The 16,848-nt window shown below is 45.8% G+C and carries 17 protein-coding genes; 16 read left to right on the top strand and 1 reads right to left on the bottom strand.

The genetic code is table 11. The features are described 5' to 3' along the window. The 16 genes from HMPREF9431_RS03350 to HMPREF9431_RS03270 form a co-directional block, all read left to right on the top strand. Positions 1-424, top strand: a 424-nt coding sequence (locus HMPREF9431_RS03350; RefSeq protein ID WP_004379699.1) for a hypothetical protein, incomplete at its 5' end; no start/stop codon positions are given. After that, entirely contained in the window at positions 421-1,911 is a 1,491-nt protein-coding gene (locus HMPREF9431_RS03345) for a glycoside hydrolase family 10 protein (protein WP_004379698.1), read from the top strand. The genes HMPREF9431_RS03350 and HMPREF9431_RS03345, both read left to right, overlap by 4 nt. Further along, positions 1,911-2,804 carry an RluA family pseudouridine synthase gene (locus HMPREF9431_RS03340; RefSeq protein ID WP_004379697.1) on the top strand — a complete coding sequence of 298 codons (894 nt, stop codon included), beginning with the start codon at positions 1,911-1,913 and terminating at the stop codon, positions 2,802-2,804. Before HMPREF9431_RS03345 ends, HMPREF9431_RS03340 begins: the two co-directional genes overlap by 1 nt. 16 nt (positions 2,805-2,820) lie before the next feature. Further along, positions 2,821-2,973: a hypothetical protein gene (locus HMPREF9431_RS13155; RefSeq protein WP_004379696.1), complete on the top strand. Its 153-nt coding sequence runs from the start codon at positions 2,821-2,823 to the stop codon at positions 2,971-2,973. 93 nt (positions 2,974-3,066) lie between these two features. Next, on the top strand, positions 3,067-4,554 hold the full coding sequence (pyk, locus tag HMPREF9431_RS03335; protein WP_004379695.1) for a pyruvate kinase: 1,488 nt from the start codon (positions 3,067-3,069) through the stop codon (positions 4,552-4,554). A gap of 153 nt (positions 4,555-4,707) precedes the next feature. Further along, positions 4,708-5,322: a 30S ribosomal protein S16 gene (locus tag HMPREF9431_RS03330; RefSeq protein WP_004379694.1), complete on the top strand. Its 615-nt coding sequence runs from the start codon at positions 4,708-4,710 to the stop codon at positions 5,320-5,322. Between the two features lie 745 nt (positions 5,323-6,067). After that, on the top strand, positions 6,068-6,418 hold the full coding sequence (locus tag HMPREF9431_RS03315) for an NADH-quinone oxidoreductase subunit A (protein ID WP_004379691.1): 351 nt from the start codon (positions 6,068-6,070) through the stop codon (positions 6,416-6,418). Further along, a complete protein-coding gene (locus tag HMPREF9431_RS03310) occupies positions 6,409-7,134 on the top strand; it encodes an NADH-quinone oxidoreductase subunit B (protein ID WP_004379689.1) in 726 nt (241 codons plus the stop codon). Before HMPREF9431_RS03315 ends, HMPREF9431_RS03310 begins: the two co-directional genes overlap by 10 nt. Before the next feature lie 11 nt (positions 7,135-7,145). Then, positions 7,146-8,717, top strand: coding sequence for an NADH-quinone oxidoreductase subunit D-related protein (locus HMPREF9431_RS03305; RefSeq protein ID WP_004379687.1), 1,572 nt, complete (start codon positions 7,146-7,148; stop codon positions 8,715-8,717). A 2-nt stretch (positions 8,718-8,719) separates the two neighbouring features. Beyond that, positions 8,720-9,790, top strand: coding sequence for an NADH-quinone oxidoreductase subunit NuoH (nuoH, locus tag HMPREF9431_RS03300; protein WP_004379685.1), 1,071 nt, complete (start codon positions 8,720-8,722; stop codon positions 9,788-9,790). A 34-nt stretch (positions 9,791-9,824) separates the two neighbouring features. After that, entirely contained in the window at positions 9,825-10,358 is a 534-nt protein-coding gene (locus HMPREF9431_RS03295; protein ID WP_004379684.1) for a 4Fe-4S dicluster domain-containing protein, read from the top strand. 8 nt (positions 10,359-10,366) lie between these two features. Then, entirely contained in the window at positions 10,367-10,888 is a 522-nt protein-coding gene (locus HMPREF9431_RS03290; protein WP_004379683.1) for an NADH-quinone oxidoreductase subunit J family protein, read from the top strand. Continuing rightward, complete coding sequence (gene nuoK / locus HMPREF9431_RS03285) at positions 10,885-11,196, top strand: NADH-quinone oxidoreductase subunit NuoK (protein ID WP_004379682.1); 312 nt, start codon at positions 10,885-10,887, stop codon at positions 11,194-11,196. The genes HMPREF9431_RS03290 and nuoK overlap by 4 nt, the downstream gene beginning before the upstream one ends. 4 nt (positions 11,197-11,200) lie before the next feature. After that, positions 11,201-13,183, top strand: coding sequence for an NADH-quinone oxidoreductase subunit L (gene nuoL / locus HMPREF9431_RS03280; RefSeq protein WP_004379681.1), 1,983 nt, complete (start codon positions 11,201-11,203; stop codon positions 13,181-13,183). Positions 13,184-13,217: 34 nt separating this feature from the next. After that, on the top strand, positions 13,218-14,720 hold the full coding sequence (locus HMPREF9431_RS03275) for a complex I subunit 4 family protein (RefSeq protein ID WP_004379680.1): 1,503 nt from the start codon (positions 13,218-13,220) through the stop codon (positions 14,718-14,720). Positions 14,721-14,751: 31 nt separating this feature from the next. After that, positions 14,752-16,251, top strand: coding sequence for an NADH-quinone oxidoreductase subunit N (locus tag HMPREF9431_RS03270; RefSeq protein WP_004379679.1), 1,500 nt, complete (start codon positions 14,752-14,754; stop codon positions 16,249-16,251). Positions 16,252-16,449: 198 nt separating this feature from the next. Here the strand turns inward: HMPREF9431_RS03270 and HMPREF9431_RS03265 are convergent. Beyond that, a partial coding sequence (locus HMPREF9431_RS03265) for an IS256 family transposase (protein ID WP_004379678.1) occupies positions 16,450-16,848 on the bottom strand: 399 nt, incomplete at its 5' end.

Genomic DNA, 16,848 nt, shown 5'->3' with positions numbered 1-16,848 from the left:
TCGCCGGAAGAGGCTCTGCCGACGGACTAAAACGAAAAAGGTCGCCGGAAGAGGCTCCGCCGACGGACTAAAACAAGAAAAGGTTGCCGGAAGAGGCTCCGCCGATGGACTAAAACAAGAAAAGGTCGCCGGAAGAGGCTCCGCCGATGGACTAAAACAAGAAAAGGTTGCCGGAAGAGGCTCCGCCGATGGACTAAAACAAGAAAAGGTCGCCGGAAGAGGCTCCGCCGACGGACTAAAACGAGAAATGGTTGCCGGAAGAGGCTCTGCCGACGGACAAAAACGGAAAACACATCTCGAAATGCGCATTTCCGGCGTGGGTTTTCGGCTGAATATGCTAAGAAAATGGCTTTCTTGGCGTTTGGACTGCGAAATCCTACATTTTTTTATTATTTTTGCGGCTGAAAAAATCAAACCGATATGAATCGAACAAAATTATTCCTCCTATTTTGCTTGTTGCTGCAGGTGCTGACGCTCGGCGCACAACAAAAACGTGAGTTCCGCGGCGCGTGGATTCAGTGTGTCAACGGACAGTTTAAAGGGCTTGGCCGCGACGAGATGCAACGCCAGCTCACGCAGCAGTTGAATGAGTTGCAGCGCGATGGCGTGAATGCCATCATCTTTCAGGTGCGGGCCGAGTGCGATGCGCTCTATGACAGCCCGCTCGAGCCATGGAGCCGCTATTTGACCGGGCAACAGGGCGTGGCTCCCAATCCGTTTTGGGACCCTTTGCAATGGATGGTGACCGAATGCCATCGGCGCGGCATGGAGTTGCACGCGTGGATTAATCCGTTCCGCGCCAAAACCAAGGGCACGCAGGAACTGGCGGCCAATCACGTGGCCATCAAAAACCCCGGCGGCATGTTTGCCTATGGCGAGCAGCTCATCATGAACCCCGGACTGCCCGCCAACCGCACGTATATTTGCAAAGTGGCGGCCGACATTGTGCGGCGCTATGATGTGGATGGTTTTCATATCGATGATTATTTCTATCCCTATCCTGTGGCAGGGCTCGCCATTCCCGACGACAATGCGTATGCGGCCTATGGCAACGGCATTAAAGATCGCGGCGATTGGCGGCGCTACAACGTGAATTTGTTTATCAAGGAGCTCGCTGACAGCATTCATGCCGTGAAGCCGTGGGTGAAATTCGGCGTTTCGCCCTTTGGCATCTATCGCAACCAGACGAGTTGGGCCGGCGGCAGTGCCACGAAGGGCCTGCAAAACTATGACGACCTCTATGCCGACGTGCTGTTGTGGGTGAACAATGGCTGGGTGGACTATTGCGTGCCGCAGTTGTATTGGCAGGTGGGTCATCCTGTGGCCGATTACAAAGAGCTCATTACGTGGTGGAACCGCAATGCGGGCCATCGGCCTTTGTATATCGGCGAAAGTGTGGACAACACCGTGCGCAATGCCGATCCGCAAAATCCTAACAGCCATCAGTTGCCGTTGAAACGCAAGTTGCAAGGACAAATGCGCAATGTTTGCGGCACGGTGTTGTGGTATGCAAAGAATTTCTGCGACAACGTGGGCAATTATGCCACGCTCATGCGCGAAAACTATTGGAAATATCCTGCATTGCAGCCGCGCATGCCTTTCCTCGACGACAAAGCGCCCAAGAAACCCAAGCGGGTGAAGCCCGTGTGGACCAACGATGGTTATGTGCTGTTTTGGCAGGCGCCCAAGGCCAAGAAATGGGGCGATGAGGCCGTGCGCTATGTGGTTTATCGCTTTGAAAAGGGCGAGAAGGTGGCGTTGGATGATGCTTCGAAAATTGCCGCCATCACCACCGATTGCTACTATAAATTGCCCTACGAAGACGGCCGGCATAAGTGGGTTTACGTTGTGACGGCGGTCGATCGCATGAGCAACGAAAGCAAGGCCGTGAAGAAAAAAATTAGTTTGTGATGCAGAACCTTTATCAGCGGCCGGGCGATTACGACCATTTCCGTGTGGAGCAGCCTGCTCCCTTGTTGGATTGGCTGTTGCAGCACGTGCATCATCTGAGCCGCTCGAAGGTGAAAGCCACGTTGCAAGGGCGCGGCATCCGCGTGGATGGAAAAGTGGTGACGCAGTTTGACTATCCGTTGAAAGCCGGGCAGAAAGTGACCGTGAGCCGCACCAAACAGAACAACAGCATCTTTAAAAATCGCTATGTGAAGATTGTCTACGAAGATCAGTATCTCGTGGTGATCGAAAAGAATGTGGGAGTGCTGTCGATGGCTGCCGGACATTCGTCGCTCAATGTGAAAGCCATTCTGGATGACTATTTCAAGCAGACGCGCCAGAAATGCACGGCGCATGTGGTGCACAGACTCGATCGCGACACCAGTGGGTTGATGGTCTACGCCAAAGACAAACGCACCGAGCTGCTGCTGGAAGAGGATTGGCACAACATTGTCTACGACCGGCGCTATGTGGCCGTCGTGTCGGGCGAAATGCGCGAGACGGATGGTGTAATCGCTAATTGGTTGAAGGACAATAAAGCCTATTTCACCTACTCATCTCCCGTGGATAATGGCGGAAAATATGCCGTTACGCATTTCCACGTTTTAGCACGGTCGCCACGCTATTCTTTGGTAGAATATCGTTTGGAGACAGGGCGCAAGAACCAAATTCGCGTGCATTCGGCCGACATGGGGCATCCCGTTTGCGGCGATGTGAAATATGGCAATGGCGACGACATCATCGGCCGGCTCTGCCTGCATGCCTACATCCTATGTTTCTATCATCCCGTCACGCATCGCCAAATGGAGTTTGCTACGACCATTCCACCCGCATTCAGAACAATATTTAAATAAAAACAACAAATAAAGTATGGATAATTTCTTGTATTATATTTTCATTCTCATTGCCCTCGTCGTGGGCATTTTCGTGATTAAAAAAATCACCGGTTGCGTCTTTAAAGTGATTGTGGCATTGGCTATAGCCGCCATTTTAATCGCTTTGTATTATTTGCATGGCGCTTAGGGCATCTCTGTTTTCCAACCGTTTAAAAAACAAGCAAAAGCTTTGTTGTATGGTAGAATTGCGCTAACTTTGTAGGCAAATTTTAACAGCGATATGAAACAAACAAAAATTGTAGCTTCGATTAGCGACCGCAGATGTGATCAGGATTTCATCAGAAAATTATTTTTTACGGGCATGAATGTGGTGCGCATGAACACGGCGCACGCTACGCAGGATGGCATTCGAACCATTGTGAAGAATGTGCGTGCTGTGTCGCCGCATATTGGGATTATGATTGATACGAAAGGTCCCGAAGTGCGCACAACTGGTGTCGATGAACCCTTGAGCTACAAAGCTGGCGACATCGTTAAAATCTTTGGTCGCCCCGAGATGGACTCTTCGCACGACATCATCAACGTTTCTTATCGCGATATTGCCAAAGATGTGAAAGTGGGCGATGATATGCTCTTCGACGATGGCGAGCTTGACATGAAGGTCATCGAATGCGACGGCCCCATGGTGGTGGCACAGGTGCAGAACGACGGCGTGCTGGGCTCGCATAAAAGTGTGAACATCCCGGGCGAGCACATCGATTTGCCTGCGCTCACCGAAAAGGATAAAAAAAACATCTTGCTGGCTATCGAGCTGGACATTGATTTCATTGCCCATTCTTTCGTGCGCAATGCCGACGACGTGAAAGCCGTGCAAAAGATCTTGGATGAGCATCATAGCGACATCAAAATCATTTCCAAGATTGAAAACCAGGAGGGTGTCGACAACATCGACGAAATCATCGAAGCCTCCTACGGCATCATGATTGCGCGCGGCGATTTGGGCATCGAAGTGCCCATTGAGCGTATTCCGGGCATTCAGCGCAACATCATTCGCAAGTGTGTTGAGATGCGTCGTCCGGTGATTGTGGCAACGCAGATGTTGCACACGATGATCAACAATCCGCGGCCGACGCGTGCCGAAGTAACCGACATTGCCAATGCCATTTATTATCGCACCGATGCGTTGATGCTGAGCGGCGAAACGGCCAGCGGAAAATATCCCGTCGAGGCGGTGCAAACCATGGCTCGTATTGCCGAACAAGCCGAAAAAGACAAATCGAGAATACACGAAATAGAAGCACCGTGGGAGGCCGACGAGCACGACCTGCGAACATTCCTTTCGCACACAGCCATTGATGCCACACGCAAATTAGGCGTAGCCGGCATTATCACCGACAGCGCAACCGGACAAACGGCGCGCAATTTGGCCGCATTCCGCGGTCCCGTTCCCGTGCTGGCCATTTGCTATAAAGAAAAAACGCAGCGCTGGCTCAACCTCAGCTATGGCGTCATCCCCATCTATCAGCGTGCGCAAGTGAGTGCGCAATACATGTTCTTGGCAGCGTTGCGCATGCTGCGTCAAAAAGGCTACATTCAAGACGAAGACAAGATTGCCTATCTCAGCGGAAATCTGAGCGAAGACAGTGGCACCACGTTCTTAGAAATCAATAAGGTGAAAGAGGTGTTCAATCGCAACTATGAGTTCCATCTTCCCGACGTTGAGAAGTTGACCGAGAACAACGACAATGTGCGCGAAGACGAGCGCTAAAACGCTTTCTATGCACAGATACATTCTGTTAAAAGATTAAAAATAACAAAGCTGTAACCCTTGCGGTTGCAGCTTTCGATGATATTTTAATTAACTTTGCACGCGCTGCCACGTGATGGCAGCATTCAATTCAAATTAAATCAATAAAAACAAATGGCAACAAGAATCAGATTGCAACGTGGCGGTAGAAAGCACTATGCTTTTTATAGCATTGTTATCGCCGACGTTAGAGCTCCACGTGATGGTAAATTTACTGAGAAGATTGGTACGTTCAATCCTAACACCAATCCTGCTACCGTAGATTTGAATTTCGAACGCGCTCTTTATTGGGTAGAAACCGGTGCACAGCCTACTGACACCGTTCGTAACATTCTCAAGCGAGAAGGCGTTTACATGATGAAGCACCTTCGTGGTGGCGTGAAGAAAGGCGCTTTTGACGAGGCCACTCTTCAACAGAAATTCGACGCTTGGAAAGAAAACAAGCTGAAAGGTTTCGAGGCTATTCGCGAAGGAGAAGCTAAGGCTAAGGCTGCAGCTGTGAAAGCTGAGCTCGAAGCTGAGAAGAAAATGAACGAAGCTATTGCAAAGAAGGTGGCTGAGAAAAAGGCTGCTGCCGAAGCTGCACAGGCTGAAGCAACTGCAGAGGCGAATGAAGCTGCTGCCGAGGCAACAGAAACAACAGCAGAAGCAACCGAAGCTGCTGCTAAGGCAACTGAAGAAGCACCGGCTGCTGAAGCGCCCGCTACCGAAGCAACAGCAGAAGCATAAGACATTTTTTTTCATTTGTGGGCAAGGGGTATCTCGTTTTGAGATGCTCCTTGTTTCTTTTTTGTGCCGACGTCGCTTTTCTACGATAGCTTGCCGTCGCCTATCGTGTGAAAGGTGCTATAATATAATAAGGTGTATTCTTAAATTGCATGCCATTTGCGGAAGTTCCGCAAGCAAGATGTATTTTTGTATCATATTTGCGGAAGTTCCGCAAGTAAAAGACGTTTTTGTGTAATATTTGCGGTTTTCCCGCAAGCAAGAAGTATTTTTGTGCAATGTTTGCGGAACTTCCGCAAACGCTATGCAGTTTTGTGTAATCCTTGCGGAAGTTCCGCAAGTAAGAAGCGTTTTTGTTTAATATTTGCGGTTCACCCGCAAGCAAGATGCAGTTTTGTGTAATCCTTGCGGAAGTTCCGCAAGCAAAAAGCAATTTTGTGCAATATTTGCGGAAGTTCCGCAAACGTGACGCATTTTCCGATAAGGCCTTTCTGGGGAATATTGATGGTGTCGGAATTGTTGGCGAAGTGAAAAGTGGCAGCCGATGGCATGATGTGGAGTGGGGGGCGTGTGAAAGCAGGATGGAGTGGCGTGGAAGCATTTGGGTAATCGTCTTTTGTAAACTCCACCTTGCATTTTTTTATTTAAATCGCGTTATAGTTATAATATTATTGTTACCTTTGCAGCGATTTGAGGTAGATTAGCTATCTACCTTGTGAGGCGAATTATTAATAACGTTATAAAATTTATGAATTTCACTTTATTCATTACCGTTTTAATAACGGCTGTGGTCTTGGTAGTGGCAGCCTATGTCATTGCGAAGTTAATCGGTCCTCGGTCTTATAATCCGGTAAAGGGTGAGCCTTTTGAATGTGGTATTCCCACGCGTGGCAGCTCTTGGCTTCCGATGCATGTGGGCTACTATCTTTTTGCCATCCTTTTTCTGGTGTTCGACATCGAGACGGTTTTTCTTTATCCATGGGCCGTTGTTGCGAAAGAATTAGGCCATTTTGCTTTGGTTAGCATCGGTTTCTTCTTGGTTGTGTTAGTTTTGGGCCTTGCTTATGCTTGGCGGAAAGGAGCTTTGGAATGGAAGTAAGAAAACCGCACATCAAGAGCATTCCTTATCAGGAGTTTAAGGATAACGAAAATTTAGAGAAGATAACGAAGGAGCTTAATGAGGGCGGCGCGAATGTGATTGTGGGTTCGCTCGACCAGGCGATTAACTGGGGGCGCAGCAACTCGCTGTGGTCGCTCACTTTTGGTACGTCGTGCTGCGGAATTGAGTTTATGGCCGTGGGTTGTTCGCGCTACGATTTCTCGCGCTTCGGTTTTGAGGTAACGCGAAATTCGCCTCGTCAGGCCGACTTAATCATGTGTGCCGGAACCATTACCAACAAGATGGCGCCGGTGTTTAAGCGTCTTTATGACGAGATTGCCGAGCCCAAATATGTTGTGGCTGTGGGTGGTTGCACCATCAGCGGAGGTCCGTTTAAGAAGAGCTATAACGTGGTGCGCGGTATCGATGAATTGGTGCCCGTCGACGTGTATATTCCCGGTTGTCCACCACGTCCCGAAGCCATTTTGTATGGCATGATGCAGTTGCAGCGCAAAGTGAAGGTCGAAAAATTCTTTGGTGGCGCTAACCACAAAATGACCTCCGATGAGAGAGCCGAGTCTTTGGCAAAAGGCGGTTTGCACGGATTGAGCAACGAGACGCTTGCCGCAACCGAGAAGTTGGGCAAACGGGCTCCGATTATTGTGACCGATGTCCCTGCTGATTTCGATCCGCAGAAAGGTTTAACAGAAGAATAACGTGTGAGAAGATGAAATTAGAAAATATAGAACTCCAATTTGATAGCTTTGTCGAGGAAATGGCGAAGCTGAAAGGCGAGAAGCATTTCGATTATCTTGTTACCATTATTGGCGAAGATTTTGGCGAAGAGGGCTTGGGTTGTATTTATATTCTTGAGAATACCGAGAACCACGAGCGCTGTTCGGTGAAAACGATTGCAAAGCAAGTTGGCGAGGATTATGTCATTCCCTCCGTTTTGCGTTTGTGGAATGCAGCCAATCTGTTAGAACGTGAGGTGTTCGATTTCTTGGGCATCAAGTTCTTGGGTCATCCCGATATGCGTCGCCTTTTCATGCGCAACGATTTCAAGGGTTACCCTTTGCGTAAGAGTTTCGATGCAAGTCCTGAAGCCAATCCTTTCCCCACGACGGATGAACCTGAGACTGATTTTACGACCGAGTGGAACTTAGATAAAAACGGTAATTTGGTTGCGACACAATATCGTTTGTTTGATGACGACGCTTTTGTCGTGAACTTAGGCCCCAACCACCCCAGCATGCACGGTGTGCTTCGTTTGCAAACCGTTTTGAATGGTGAGGTGGTGAAGCATGTTTATCCGCATTTGGGTTATATTCATCGCGGTATGGAGAAGATGTGCGAAAGCATGACCTATCCGCAAACGTTGGCTTTTGCCGACCGTTTGAATTATCTTTCTGCCATGATGCATCGCCATGCCATGGTGGGTGTGATGGAAGAGGCTTTAGGCGTGGAACTCTCCGGGCGTATTCAATATATCCGCACGATTATGGACGAGTTGCAGCGTATTGACAATCACTTGCTTTTCTTGGGCACCTGTGCACAGGATTTGAGCGCCTTGACAGCTTTCCTTTATTGTATGCGCGACCGTGAGCAGGTGCTCAACGTGATGGAGGAAACCACTGGCGGCCGTTTAATTCAGAATTATTATCGCATTGGCGGTTTGCAGGATGATATCGATCCTAATTTCGTTCAGAATGTGAAAGCGCTCTGCAAATACCTTCGTCCGAAAGTTCAAGAATATTTAGATGTATTTGGCGATAATGTCATCACGCAGCAACGTTTAATCGGCGTCGGCCCAATGGGCTTGGAAGATTGTATTAACTATGCAGTGACAGGTCCTGCAGGTCGTGCTGCCGGATGGAAAAATGATGTGCGCAAGAATCACCCTTATGCGATGTATGATAAGGTCAACTTCAATGTAGTTACTTTGGATGGAGCCGATTCTTATGCGCGTTATATGGTTCACATACAAGAGCTTTATCAGAGCTTGGATATTATAGAGCAGCTCATCGATAATATTCCTGAAGGCGAATATTACATTAAACAGAAACCCATTATCAAACTGCCCGAGGGACAGTGGTACTTCTCTGTAGAAGGCGGTGCCGGTGAGTTTGGTGTTTATTTAGATTCGAAAGGTGATAAGAGTCCTTATCGATTGAAAATGCGTCCTATGGGATTGACCTTAACTGGGGCTTTCGACAAAATGTTGAAGGGACAGAAGTTGGCCGATCTTGTTGCGACAGGTGCAGCAATCGATTTTGTTATTCCTGATATTGATAGATAATTATGTTTGATTTTAGTATAGTAACAACTTGGATTGATAGCTTGTTGCGCCAAACATTAGGTTTAGGCGACTTTTTATCGATATTAATCGAGTGTGTGCTCGTAGGCGTTGCTATTTTGACCGCCTATGCTTTGATTGCCATTGTACTTATCTTCATGGAACGTAAGGTTTGTGCTTATTTTCAGTGTCGTTTAGGTCCGATGCGTGTTGGTCCTTGGGGTATATTCCAGGTGTTTGCCGATGTGTTGAAGATGTTGATTAAAGAAATCTTTGTGGTAGACAAAGCCGATAAGTTTCTTTATTATCTTGCACCGGTGTTGGTCATTGTTGCTTCTGTTGGCACCTTCTCTTTCTTGCCTTGGAATAATGGCGCACAGGTGTTAGACTTCAATGTGGGTATATTCTTGCTGACCGCTATCTCAAGTATTGGTGTCTTGGGCATCTTCTTAGCAGGTTGGGGCAGTAATAATAAGTATTCCGTTGTGAGTGCCATGCGTGGTGCTGTGCAAATGATTTCTTACGAAATATCGTTGGGACTTTGCATTATCAGCGCTGTGCTTTTGACCGGAACCATGCAGATAAGTGGAATCGTTGGTGCACAAGGTAGTGCATGGCTCATTTTTCAATCGCCTTTTACTTGGATAGCTTTCCTGGTGTTCTTGATTGCTGGAAATGCAGAGGCCAATCGTGGTCCTTTCGACTTGGCCGAAGCTGAAAGCGAATTGACCGCAGGTTATCATACCGAATATTCAGGTATGGGATTTGGTTTTTATTATTTAGCAGAGTATTTAAATCTCTTTGTCATCTCAGGAATTGCTGCAACGGTGTTCTTAGGTGGCTGGATGCCGCTACATGTCGTAGGCTTGGATGGTTTTAATGCTGCGATGGACTATATCCCAGGAATTATTTGGTTTATGGGTAAGACTTTTGCCATCGTTTGGATTTTGATGTGGATACGTTGGACTTTTCCACGTTTGCGTATTGATCAGATTCTTACCTTAGAATGGAAGTATATTATGCCGTTCATGTTGGTTGTTTTAGCACTGACGACGGTGTGGATTGCTTTAGTTTAATTCTTGTTTGAAAATAATAAACGATTTTTTTATAATGGAAAATAAAAAATCATATTTTGGAGAAGTGGCTTCTGCGCTCAAGACATTGGGCATAGGGTTGAAGGTAACCTTGAAGGAATACTTTACGCCCAAGACGACAGAGCAGTATCCCGAGAATAGAAAGACAACGCTCCATGTTGCAAAGCGCCATCGCGGACGTCTTGTTTTCAAGCGCAACGATGATAAAACTTATAAGTGCACGGCTTGCACGATGTGTGAGAAGGCTTGTCCGAATGACACGATTAAGATCCTTGCGCACATGGAAGAAAATCCTGAGACGGGACGCAAGAAAAAGGTTCTTGATGATTATCAATACGATTTGGGCGATTGTATGTTTTGCCAATTATGTGTTAACTCTTGCAATTTTGACGCGATAGAGTTTACTAACGATTTTGAGAACTCTGTATTTGATAAAGATATGTTGCGTCTTCATTTGGATAAAGAGATTTATGAGGGCGGAAGTCTACCTAATCTTATAGAGGGTGGATCCCCCATTGAGATTGGTAAGTTTAATACAAAAACCAAGTAATAAAGATTATGGCGAATTTAATTGTATTTTGTATTTTGGCTGTAGTCATTCTTGGTTCGGCCATCATGAGTGTGCTGACAAAGCGTATTATGCGTTCAGCCACATTCCTTTTGTTTGTTTTGTTTGGCATCGCAGGTATTTACTTCCTTTTGGATTATACATTCTTGGGTGCTGTGCAAATTTCTATCTACGCAGGTGGTGTGACAATGGTTTATATTTTTGCTATCCAATTAGTTTCTAAGCGTACCCTACAAGGTCTTGTTGAGCAGATAAAAGGCAGCCGCGTCTTAAAAGGCTGTCTATTAAGTATCGTTGGTTTTGTAGTAATGGCGGCAGTGTTGTTGAAAAGCAACTTAATGTCGGCGATGCTTTCTACCACCGATACAGAATTGCCCATGCAGCAAATTGGAACCGCCCTGTTGGGGAGTGATAAATATCAATATGTATTGCCATTTGAATTTATTTCAGTATTCTTATTGGCATGCATTATTGGTGGTGTAATGATAGCAAGAAAGGAGGATAAAAAATGAATATTCCAGTAGCATGTTATTTCATTCTGAGTGCACTTTTATTTTTTATTGGTGTATTTGGTTTTGTTACAAGACGTAATTTGATTGCAATGTTGATTTCTGTTGAGCTGATATTAAATGCCATAGATTTGAACTTTGCCGTATTTAATCGTATTCTTTTTCCTGGTCAGTTAGAAGGTTTCTTCTTTATATTATTTTCAATTGGGGTGAGTGCTGCAGAAACAGCCGTTGCCTTAGCCATTATAATTAATGTTTATCGGAACTTCCATAGCGACCAGGTAAATAGTATTGAAAACATGAAATTCTAAAGAGATGGAATATAGTTATGCATTTTTAATACTTCTCCTTCCTTTCTTGAGTTTCCTCGTGTTAGGACTTCTCGGAATGAAGATGAAGAAACCCCTTGCAGGCTTTATTGGCACGACCGTATTGGGTGTACTTTTTGCAATGTCGGTTTACACGGCCTATGAATATTTCTTTGTTGTAGGCCGCGATGCAACGACGGGGTTATATCCGACGGTCACAGTCTTTAATTTTACTTGGCTTAGGTTTACCGAGTTGCTGACTTTTAATATAGGTTTCCGTTTAACGCCCATTAGCGTGATGATGTTGATAGTTATAACCACAGTTAGTTTTATGGTTCATATCTATTCATTTGGCTATATGGCAGAACGCGATTCTAAATATAAGTTTGAAGAATACGAGCATGGCTTCCAGCGTTTCTACGCTTATTTGTCGCTTTTTACGATGAGCATGTTGGGCTTAGTTGTTGCGACAAACATCTTTCAAATGTATATGTTTTGGGAATTAGTTGGTGTATGCTCTTATCTGCTCATAGGCTTTTATTATCCTAAGCATGCAGCAGTCCACGCTTCAAAGAAGGCTTTTATCGTAACGCGATTTGCCGACTTATTTTTCCTCATCGGCATCTTATTCTTTAGTTTCTATGTGGGGACATTCAACTATGATTTAAACGCTAATCCTGAATTGGTTGGCAAGTTGGCGAGTGTTGCTTCACAATATGCATGGGTATTGCCAACAGCATTGTTCTTGATGTTTATCGGCGGTGCTGGTAAGAGTGCAATGTTCCCTTTGCACATTTGGTTGCCCGATGCAATGGAAGGTCCAACTCCTGTTTCGGCTTTAATTCATGCCGCAACAATGGTTGTTGCTGGTGTTTACCAAGTGGCCAGCTTGTTCCCCATTTGGGTTGAATATGCTCCCAACCAATTACATTGGGTAGCTTATATTGCTGCATTCACCGCTTTCTATGCAGCCGCCGTTGCTTGTTGTCAGCGCGATATTAAGCGAGGCTTAGCATTCTCAACCATTTCGCAAATAGCTTATATGCTGGTTGCATTGGGTGTTTGCTATGCGATTGACAATCATGAAGGTGGTTTAGGCTATATGGCCAGCATGTTCCACTTGTTTACACATGCTATGTTTAAGGCACTCTTATTCTTGTGCTCTGGTGCAATCATCGTCATTATAGGTAGTAACTTTAAAGAGTATATGGGTGGTTTGCATAAATATATGCCCATTACGAATGCTTGTTTCCTTATTGGCTGTATTGCGATTAGTGGGGTTTGGCCTTTTGCTGGTTTTTTCTCAAAAGACGAAATAGTTTCAGCATGCTTTGAATACTCACCTTTCTTAGGTTGGTTTATGACCTTAGTTTCAGGGATGACAGCATTCTACATGTTCCGTTTATATTATGTGATATTCTGGGGGCAAAGCTATTATGAATTAGATCCCGAACATCGCAAGCGTCCAGCCGAAGTTCCATTTGTAATGTGGGGGCCTTTAGTGTTCCTTGCCATCATCTCAATTTTTGCTGGTTGGATTCCTTTTGGGCATTTTGTTTCAGCAACAGGTCAATCGATGGAGATTCATTTGCAGCACTTTGAGTTCTCAAGTGTGGCATGGTTCAGTCTTTTGGCTGCAGCAATTGGTATTGGTTTAGCCACTTGGATGTATCTTCCTAAGCGCAACCCCGTTCCCGATATGTTGGCAAAGCGAATGCCCGTGTTGCATAAAGCAGCTTTAAATCGCTTCTACATTGACAATATTTGGCAGTTTATCACTCATAAGATTGTGTTTGGTTGTTTCTCGAAACCCATAGCTTGGTTTGATCGCCATGTCATTGATGGCACATTTAACTTCATGGCATGGGGCGCACAAGAGGCAGGTGAGACCATCCGTCCTTGGCAAAGTGGTGACGTCCGTGCTTATGCATCGTGGTTCCTCACGGGCACTATAGCGTTAGCTTTAGTGCTGCTATGCATCTATTGTTAGTGAATAATGAATAGAAAAAAAGACAAATAAAGATATGAATATATTAACATTATTCGTTGTTATTCCCGTCCTGATGCTCATCGGTCTATGGTTGTCCAAAAGCGATAATCAGGTGCGTGGTGTAATGGTTATAGGTGCTTCAGCTCTGTTGGGGTTAGCGATATGGCTCACGATATCTTTTATCCAGTTGCGCCATGCAGGGAATACCGATCTCATGCTTTTCACCTATAGTGTGCCTTGGTTTGCACCTTTGCATATAGCTTATAGTATTGGTGTAGATGGTATTTCGGTTGTAATGATATTGTTGTCAGCCGTTATTGTCTTCACAGGCACCTTTGCTTCGTGGCAGTTGGAACCCATGAAGAAAGAATATTTCTTATGGTTTGTATTGCTAAGCATCGGTGTGTTTGGCTTCTTCATTTCAACCGACCTATTTACAATGTTCATGTTTTATGAGGTTGCGCTCATCCCCATGTATCTGTTGATAGGTGTTTGGGGTACAGGTCCTAAGGAATATGCGGCAATGAAGCTCACCTTAATGCTGATGGGTGGTAGTGCTTTGTTGATTATAGGTATTTTGGGTATTTATTATTTCAGCGGAGCCACCACGATGGATATCAACGAGATTGCGGCTATGCACAACATTCCCGTTGCCGTGCAAAAGGTGTTCTTCCCCTTGATTTTTATTGGATTTGGTGTGCTTGGCGCCTTGTTTCCTTTCCACACATGGTCTCCCGATGGTCATGCCTCGGCGCCAACAGCCGTTTCGATGCTTCATGCAGGTGTATTGATGAAATTAGGTGGTTATGGTTGTTTCCGCATAGCGATGTATCTGTTGCCTGAGGCTGCTCAACAGCTTTCTTGGATATTCTTGATACTGACTACCTGCTCTGTTATTTATGGTGCTCTTTCAGCTTGCGTGCAAACCGATTTGAAGTATATCAATGCTTATTCATCAGTGTCGCACTGCGGCATGGTGCTCTTTGCATTGTGCATGATGACGCAAACAGCCATCACGGGTGCTGTGTTGCAGATGTTATCACATGGATTGATGACGGCGCTTTTCTTCGCTTGCATCGGTATGATTTATCACCGTGCAGGTACGCGTGATGTGCGCTATTTGGGAGGTTTGATGAAAGTTATTCCATTCCTTTCTGTTTCCTATGTTGTTGCGGGTTTAGCCAACCTTGGTTTACCAGGTTTCTCGGGTTTCGTAGCCGAGATGACCATTTTTGTAGGAGCATTCCAGAATGGCGATACCTTCCATCGCGTGTGCACCATCATTGCTTGCACCTCGATTGTTGTGACCGCCGTTTATATTTTGCGTGTTGTGGGTAAGATTCTGTTTCAGAAGGTTGCTAATCCCAAATTTTATGAGCTTCACGATGCTACTTGGGACGAGCGTTTCGCCATTGGCGGCTTGATTTTCTGTGTTGCAGGTTTAGGCATGTTCCCCTTGTGGGCGAACGATATCATTAGCAGTGCAGTAGGTCCCATTATCCACCACATTCTTAATGGTTCGGTTGCCGCTTTGTAATATCAGTTGAATCGATAAAGAAACATTCAAGATGAATATCAATTATAGTCAGTTTTTAAATATGATACCCGAGGTGACTTTGATGGCACTTTTGGTTATCGTTTTCATTGCCGATTTCCTCACAGCACCTCGTGTGGCGCTTCCTGCTGCGGGACAAACGAGCAGCGCGTCGCCCCGCAAATGGTTTAATCCATTGGTGTGTCTGTTGATGGGCGTGCACATTGTGGTGAACATTTTCCCCACAGCGACAGCAACAGCCTTTGGCGGGATGTATTGCACCAACGCCGCTATTGGCGTGATGAAAACCATTTTGGCGTTGGGTGCTTTCATTGTGCTTATTCAGAGTCGCGAGTGGATGCGCCGTCCCGACACGCAATTCAAGGAAGGTGAGTTCTATCTGCTCATTATTTCAACCCTTTTGGGTATGAACATGATGATTAGCGCCAACCACTTTTTATTGTTCTTCTTAGGTTTGGAAATGGCATCCGTGCCCATGGCCTGCTTAGTTGGTTTAGACAAATATCGCCACAATTCGGCAGAGGCTGCAGCTAAGTTCATCCTCACAGCCACTTTCTCGAGCGGCGTAATGCTCTATGGCATTTCGTTGCTCTATGCAGCAGTAGGCACTCTCTATTTCGACGATATGGCAGTGAAAATCACCACCAGCCCCTTAACCATTGTGGGCATGGTGTTTTTCTTCAGCGGTCTGGGCTTTAAGCTCTCGTTGGTGCCGTTCCATTTCTGGACGGCCGACACCTATCAGGGTGCGCCCACCACGGTCACGGGCTATCTCTCAGTGGTGAGTAAGGGCGCAGCAGCCTTTGCATTGTGTACCATCTTGATGAAAGTGTTTGCGCCCGTGGTTGAATATTGGCAATATCTGTTGTTTATTGTCATTGTGCTGTCCATTACCATTGCCAACCTTTTCGCCATCCGTCAGCGCGATTTGAAACGTTTCATGGCCTTCAGTTCTATCTCGCAAGCCGGCTACATTGTGTTGGCCATTGTGGGTAATAATGCCATGAGCTTCACCTCGCTCAGCTTCTATGTGTTGATTTATGTGGTTGCCAATATGGCGGTGTTCACCGTGATTAGCAGTATTGAAGAACACAACAACGGCGTTGTTGACATGGAAAGCTATAACGGATTGTATAAAACTAATCCGCGCCTGGCCTTCCTCATGACGTTGGCCCTGTTCTCTTTGGGTGGCATCCCCCCATTTGCCGGTATGTTTAGCAAATTCTTTGTGTTCATGGCGGCCGTGAAAGGAGCAACCATCGGAAATCTGAGTGGTCAGTTGGCCTATCTTGTGGTGTTCATCGCTTTGGTCAACACCGTGGTGAGCCTTTACTACTATTTGCTGATTGTGAAGGCCATGTACATCAAGCACAACGACCAACCTTTGCCCACCTTTACGAGTGCTAAGAGCACTAAGTTGGCGCTGGCCATCTGCACCACGGGGCTGTTGCTCTTTGGTGTGTGCAGCGTGGTCTACGGGTGGATAGACAGTGCTTCTATTGCAATGCTATAAATGAATGCACATGCTGTGCGCAATTCGCATAAGGGGTGTGGCTCGGTCAGCGAGTCACACCTTTTTTTTGAGCCCTTCTTATTCAAAATTCTCAGGCATCTCAATCGCTCGCAGTAGATTGCGATAATTTCGCGTTTTATGGTATTGTCCTAAAAAGTGTGTAACCATAATTTCCCATATCTTCCATTTTGTTCAAAATTATTCACTCTTTTTCCAGCATCTCCATTGATAGACTTTCCTTCGATATGTCGTCTGTGTTTCTTCCATTGCAACAGATGCCAATAGAAATAAAACCGATTGACTTGACGGCATTGCAGCTCTCATCTTGATGGTTCTTTTATACTTTCTGTTGAGCCGCTCAATCCAATTCGTCGTATAAATGCATCTCTGTACTTCTACAGGGAAGTCCATATAGGTGAAATAAGCAATATTACGCTCGGCTTTATATTTGCGTAACACGGGGTATTTCTTTTCCCATCGGTTTACAAAAGTAATAAAATGTTCATAACCTTGCAAAGATTTGCGCTCTTTGTTCTCCAAGGTGAATACTTCATTGAGTTCTTGATTAACTATGGGGTTGTCTTTATGTGAGACGCT

This window comes from Segatella oulorum F0390 (assembly GCF_000224615.1).
Lineage (GTDB): Bacteria > Bacteroidota > Bacteroidia > Bacteroidales > Bacteroidaceae > Prevotella > Prevotella oulorum.
Note: the sequence above shows the minus strand (reverse complement) of the source record. Positions and strands in the feature narration are given on the sequence as shown.

Coding starts and splice junctions, on each gene's coding strand:
- HMPREF9431_RS03290 (WP_004379683.1), top strand. CDS start 10,367: ATGGCGAATTTAATTGTATTTTGTATTTTGGCTGTAGTCATTCTTGGT.
- HMPREF9431_RS03310 (WP_004379689.1), top strand. CDS start 6,409: ATGGAAGTAAGAAAACCGCACATCAAGAGCATTCCTTATCAGGAGTTT.
- HMPREF9431_RS03275 (WP_004379680.1), top strand. CDS start 13,218: ATGAATATATTAACATTATTCGTTGTTATTCCCGTCCTGATGCTCATC.
- HMPREF9431_RS03270 (WP_004379679.1), top strand. CDS start 14,752: ATGAATATCAATTATAGTCAGTTTTTAAATATGATACCCGAGGTGACT.
- nuoK (WP_004379682.1), top strand. CDS start 10,885: ATGAATATTCCAGTAGCATGTTATTTCATTCTGAGTGCACTTTTATTT.
- HMPREF9431_RS03340 (WP_004379697.1), top strand. CDS start 1,911: ATGCAGAACCTTTATCAGCGGCCGGGCGATTACGACCATTTCCGTGTG.
- pyk (WP_004379695.1), top strand. CDS start 3,067: ATGAAACAAACAAAAATTGTAGCTTCGATTAGCGACCGCAGATGTGAT.
- HMPREF9431_RS03330 (WP_004379694.1), top strand. CDS start 4,708: ATGGCAACAAGAATCAGATTGCAACGTGGCGGTAGAAAGCACTATGCT.
- HMPREF9431_RS03345 (WP_004379698.1), top strand. CDS start 421: ATGAATCGAACAAAATTATTCCTCCTATTTTGCTTGTTGCTGCAGGTG.
- HMPREF9431_RS03305 (WP_004379687.1), top strand. CDS start 7,146: ATGAAATTAGAAAATATAGAACTCCAATTTGATAGCTTTGTCGAGGAA.
- HMPREF9431_RS13155 (WP_004379696.1), top strand. CDS start 2,821: ATGGATAATTTCTTGTATTATATTTTCATTCTCATTGCCCTCGTCGTG.
- HMPREF9431_RS03295 (WP_004379684.1), top strand. CDS start 9,825: ATGGAAAATAAAAAATCATATTTTGGAGAAGTGGCTTCTGCGCTCAAG.
- HMPREF9431_RS03315 (WP_004379691.1), top strand. CDS start 6,068: ATGAATTTCACTTTATTCATTACCGTTTTAATAACGGCTGTGGTCTTG.
- nuoL (WP_004379681.1), top strand. CDS start 11,201: ATGGAATATAGTTATGCATTTTTAATACTTCTCCTTCCTTTCTTGAGT.
- nuoH (WP_004379685.1), top strand. CDS start 8,720: ATGTTTGATTTTAGTATAGTAACAACTTGGATTGATAGCTTGTTGCGC.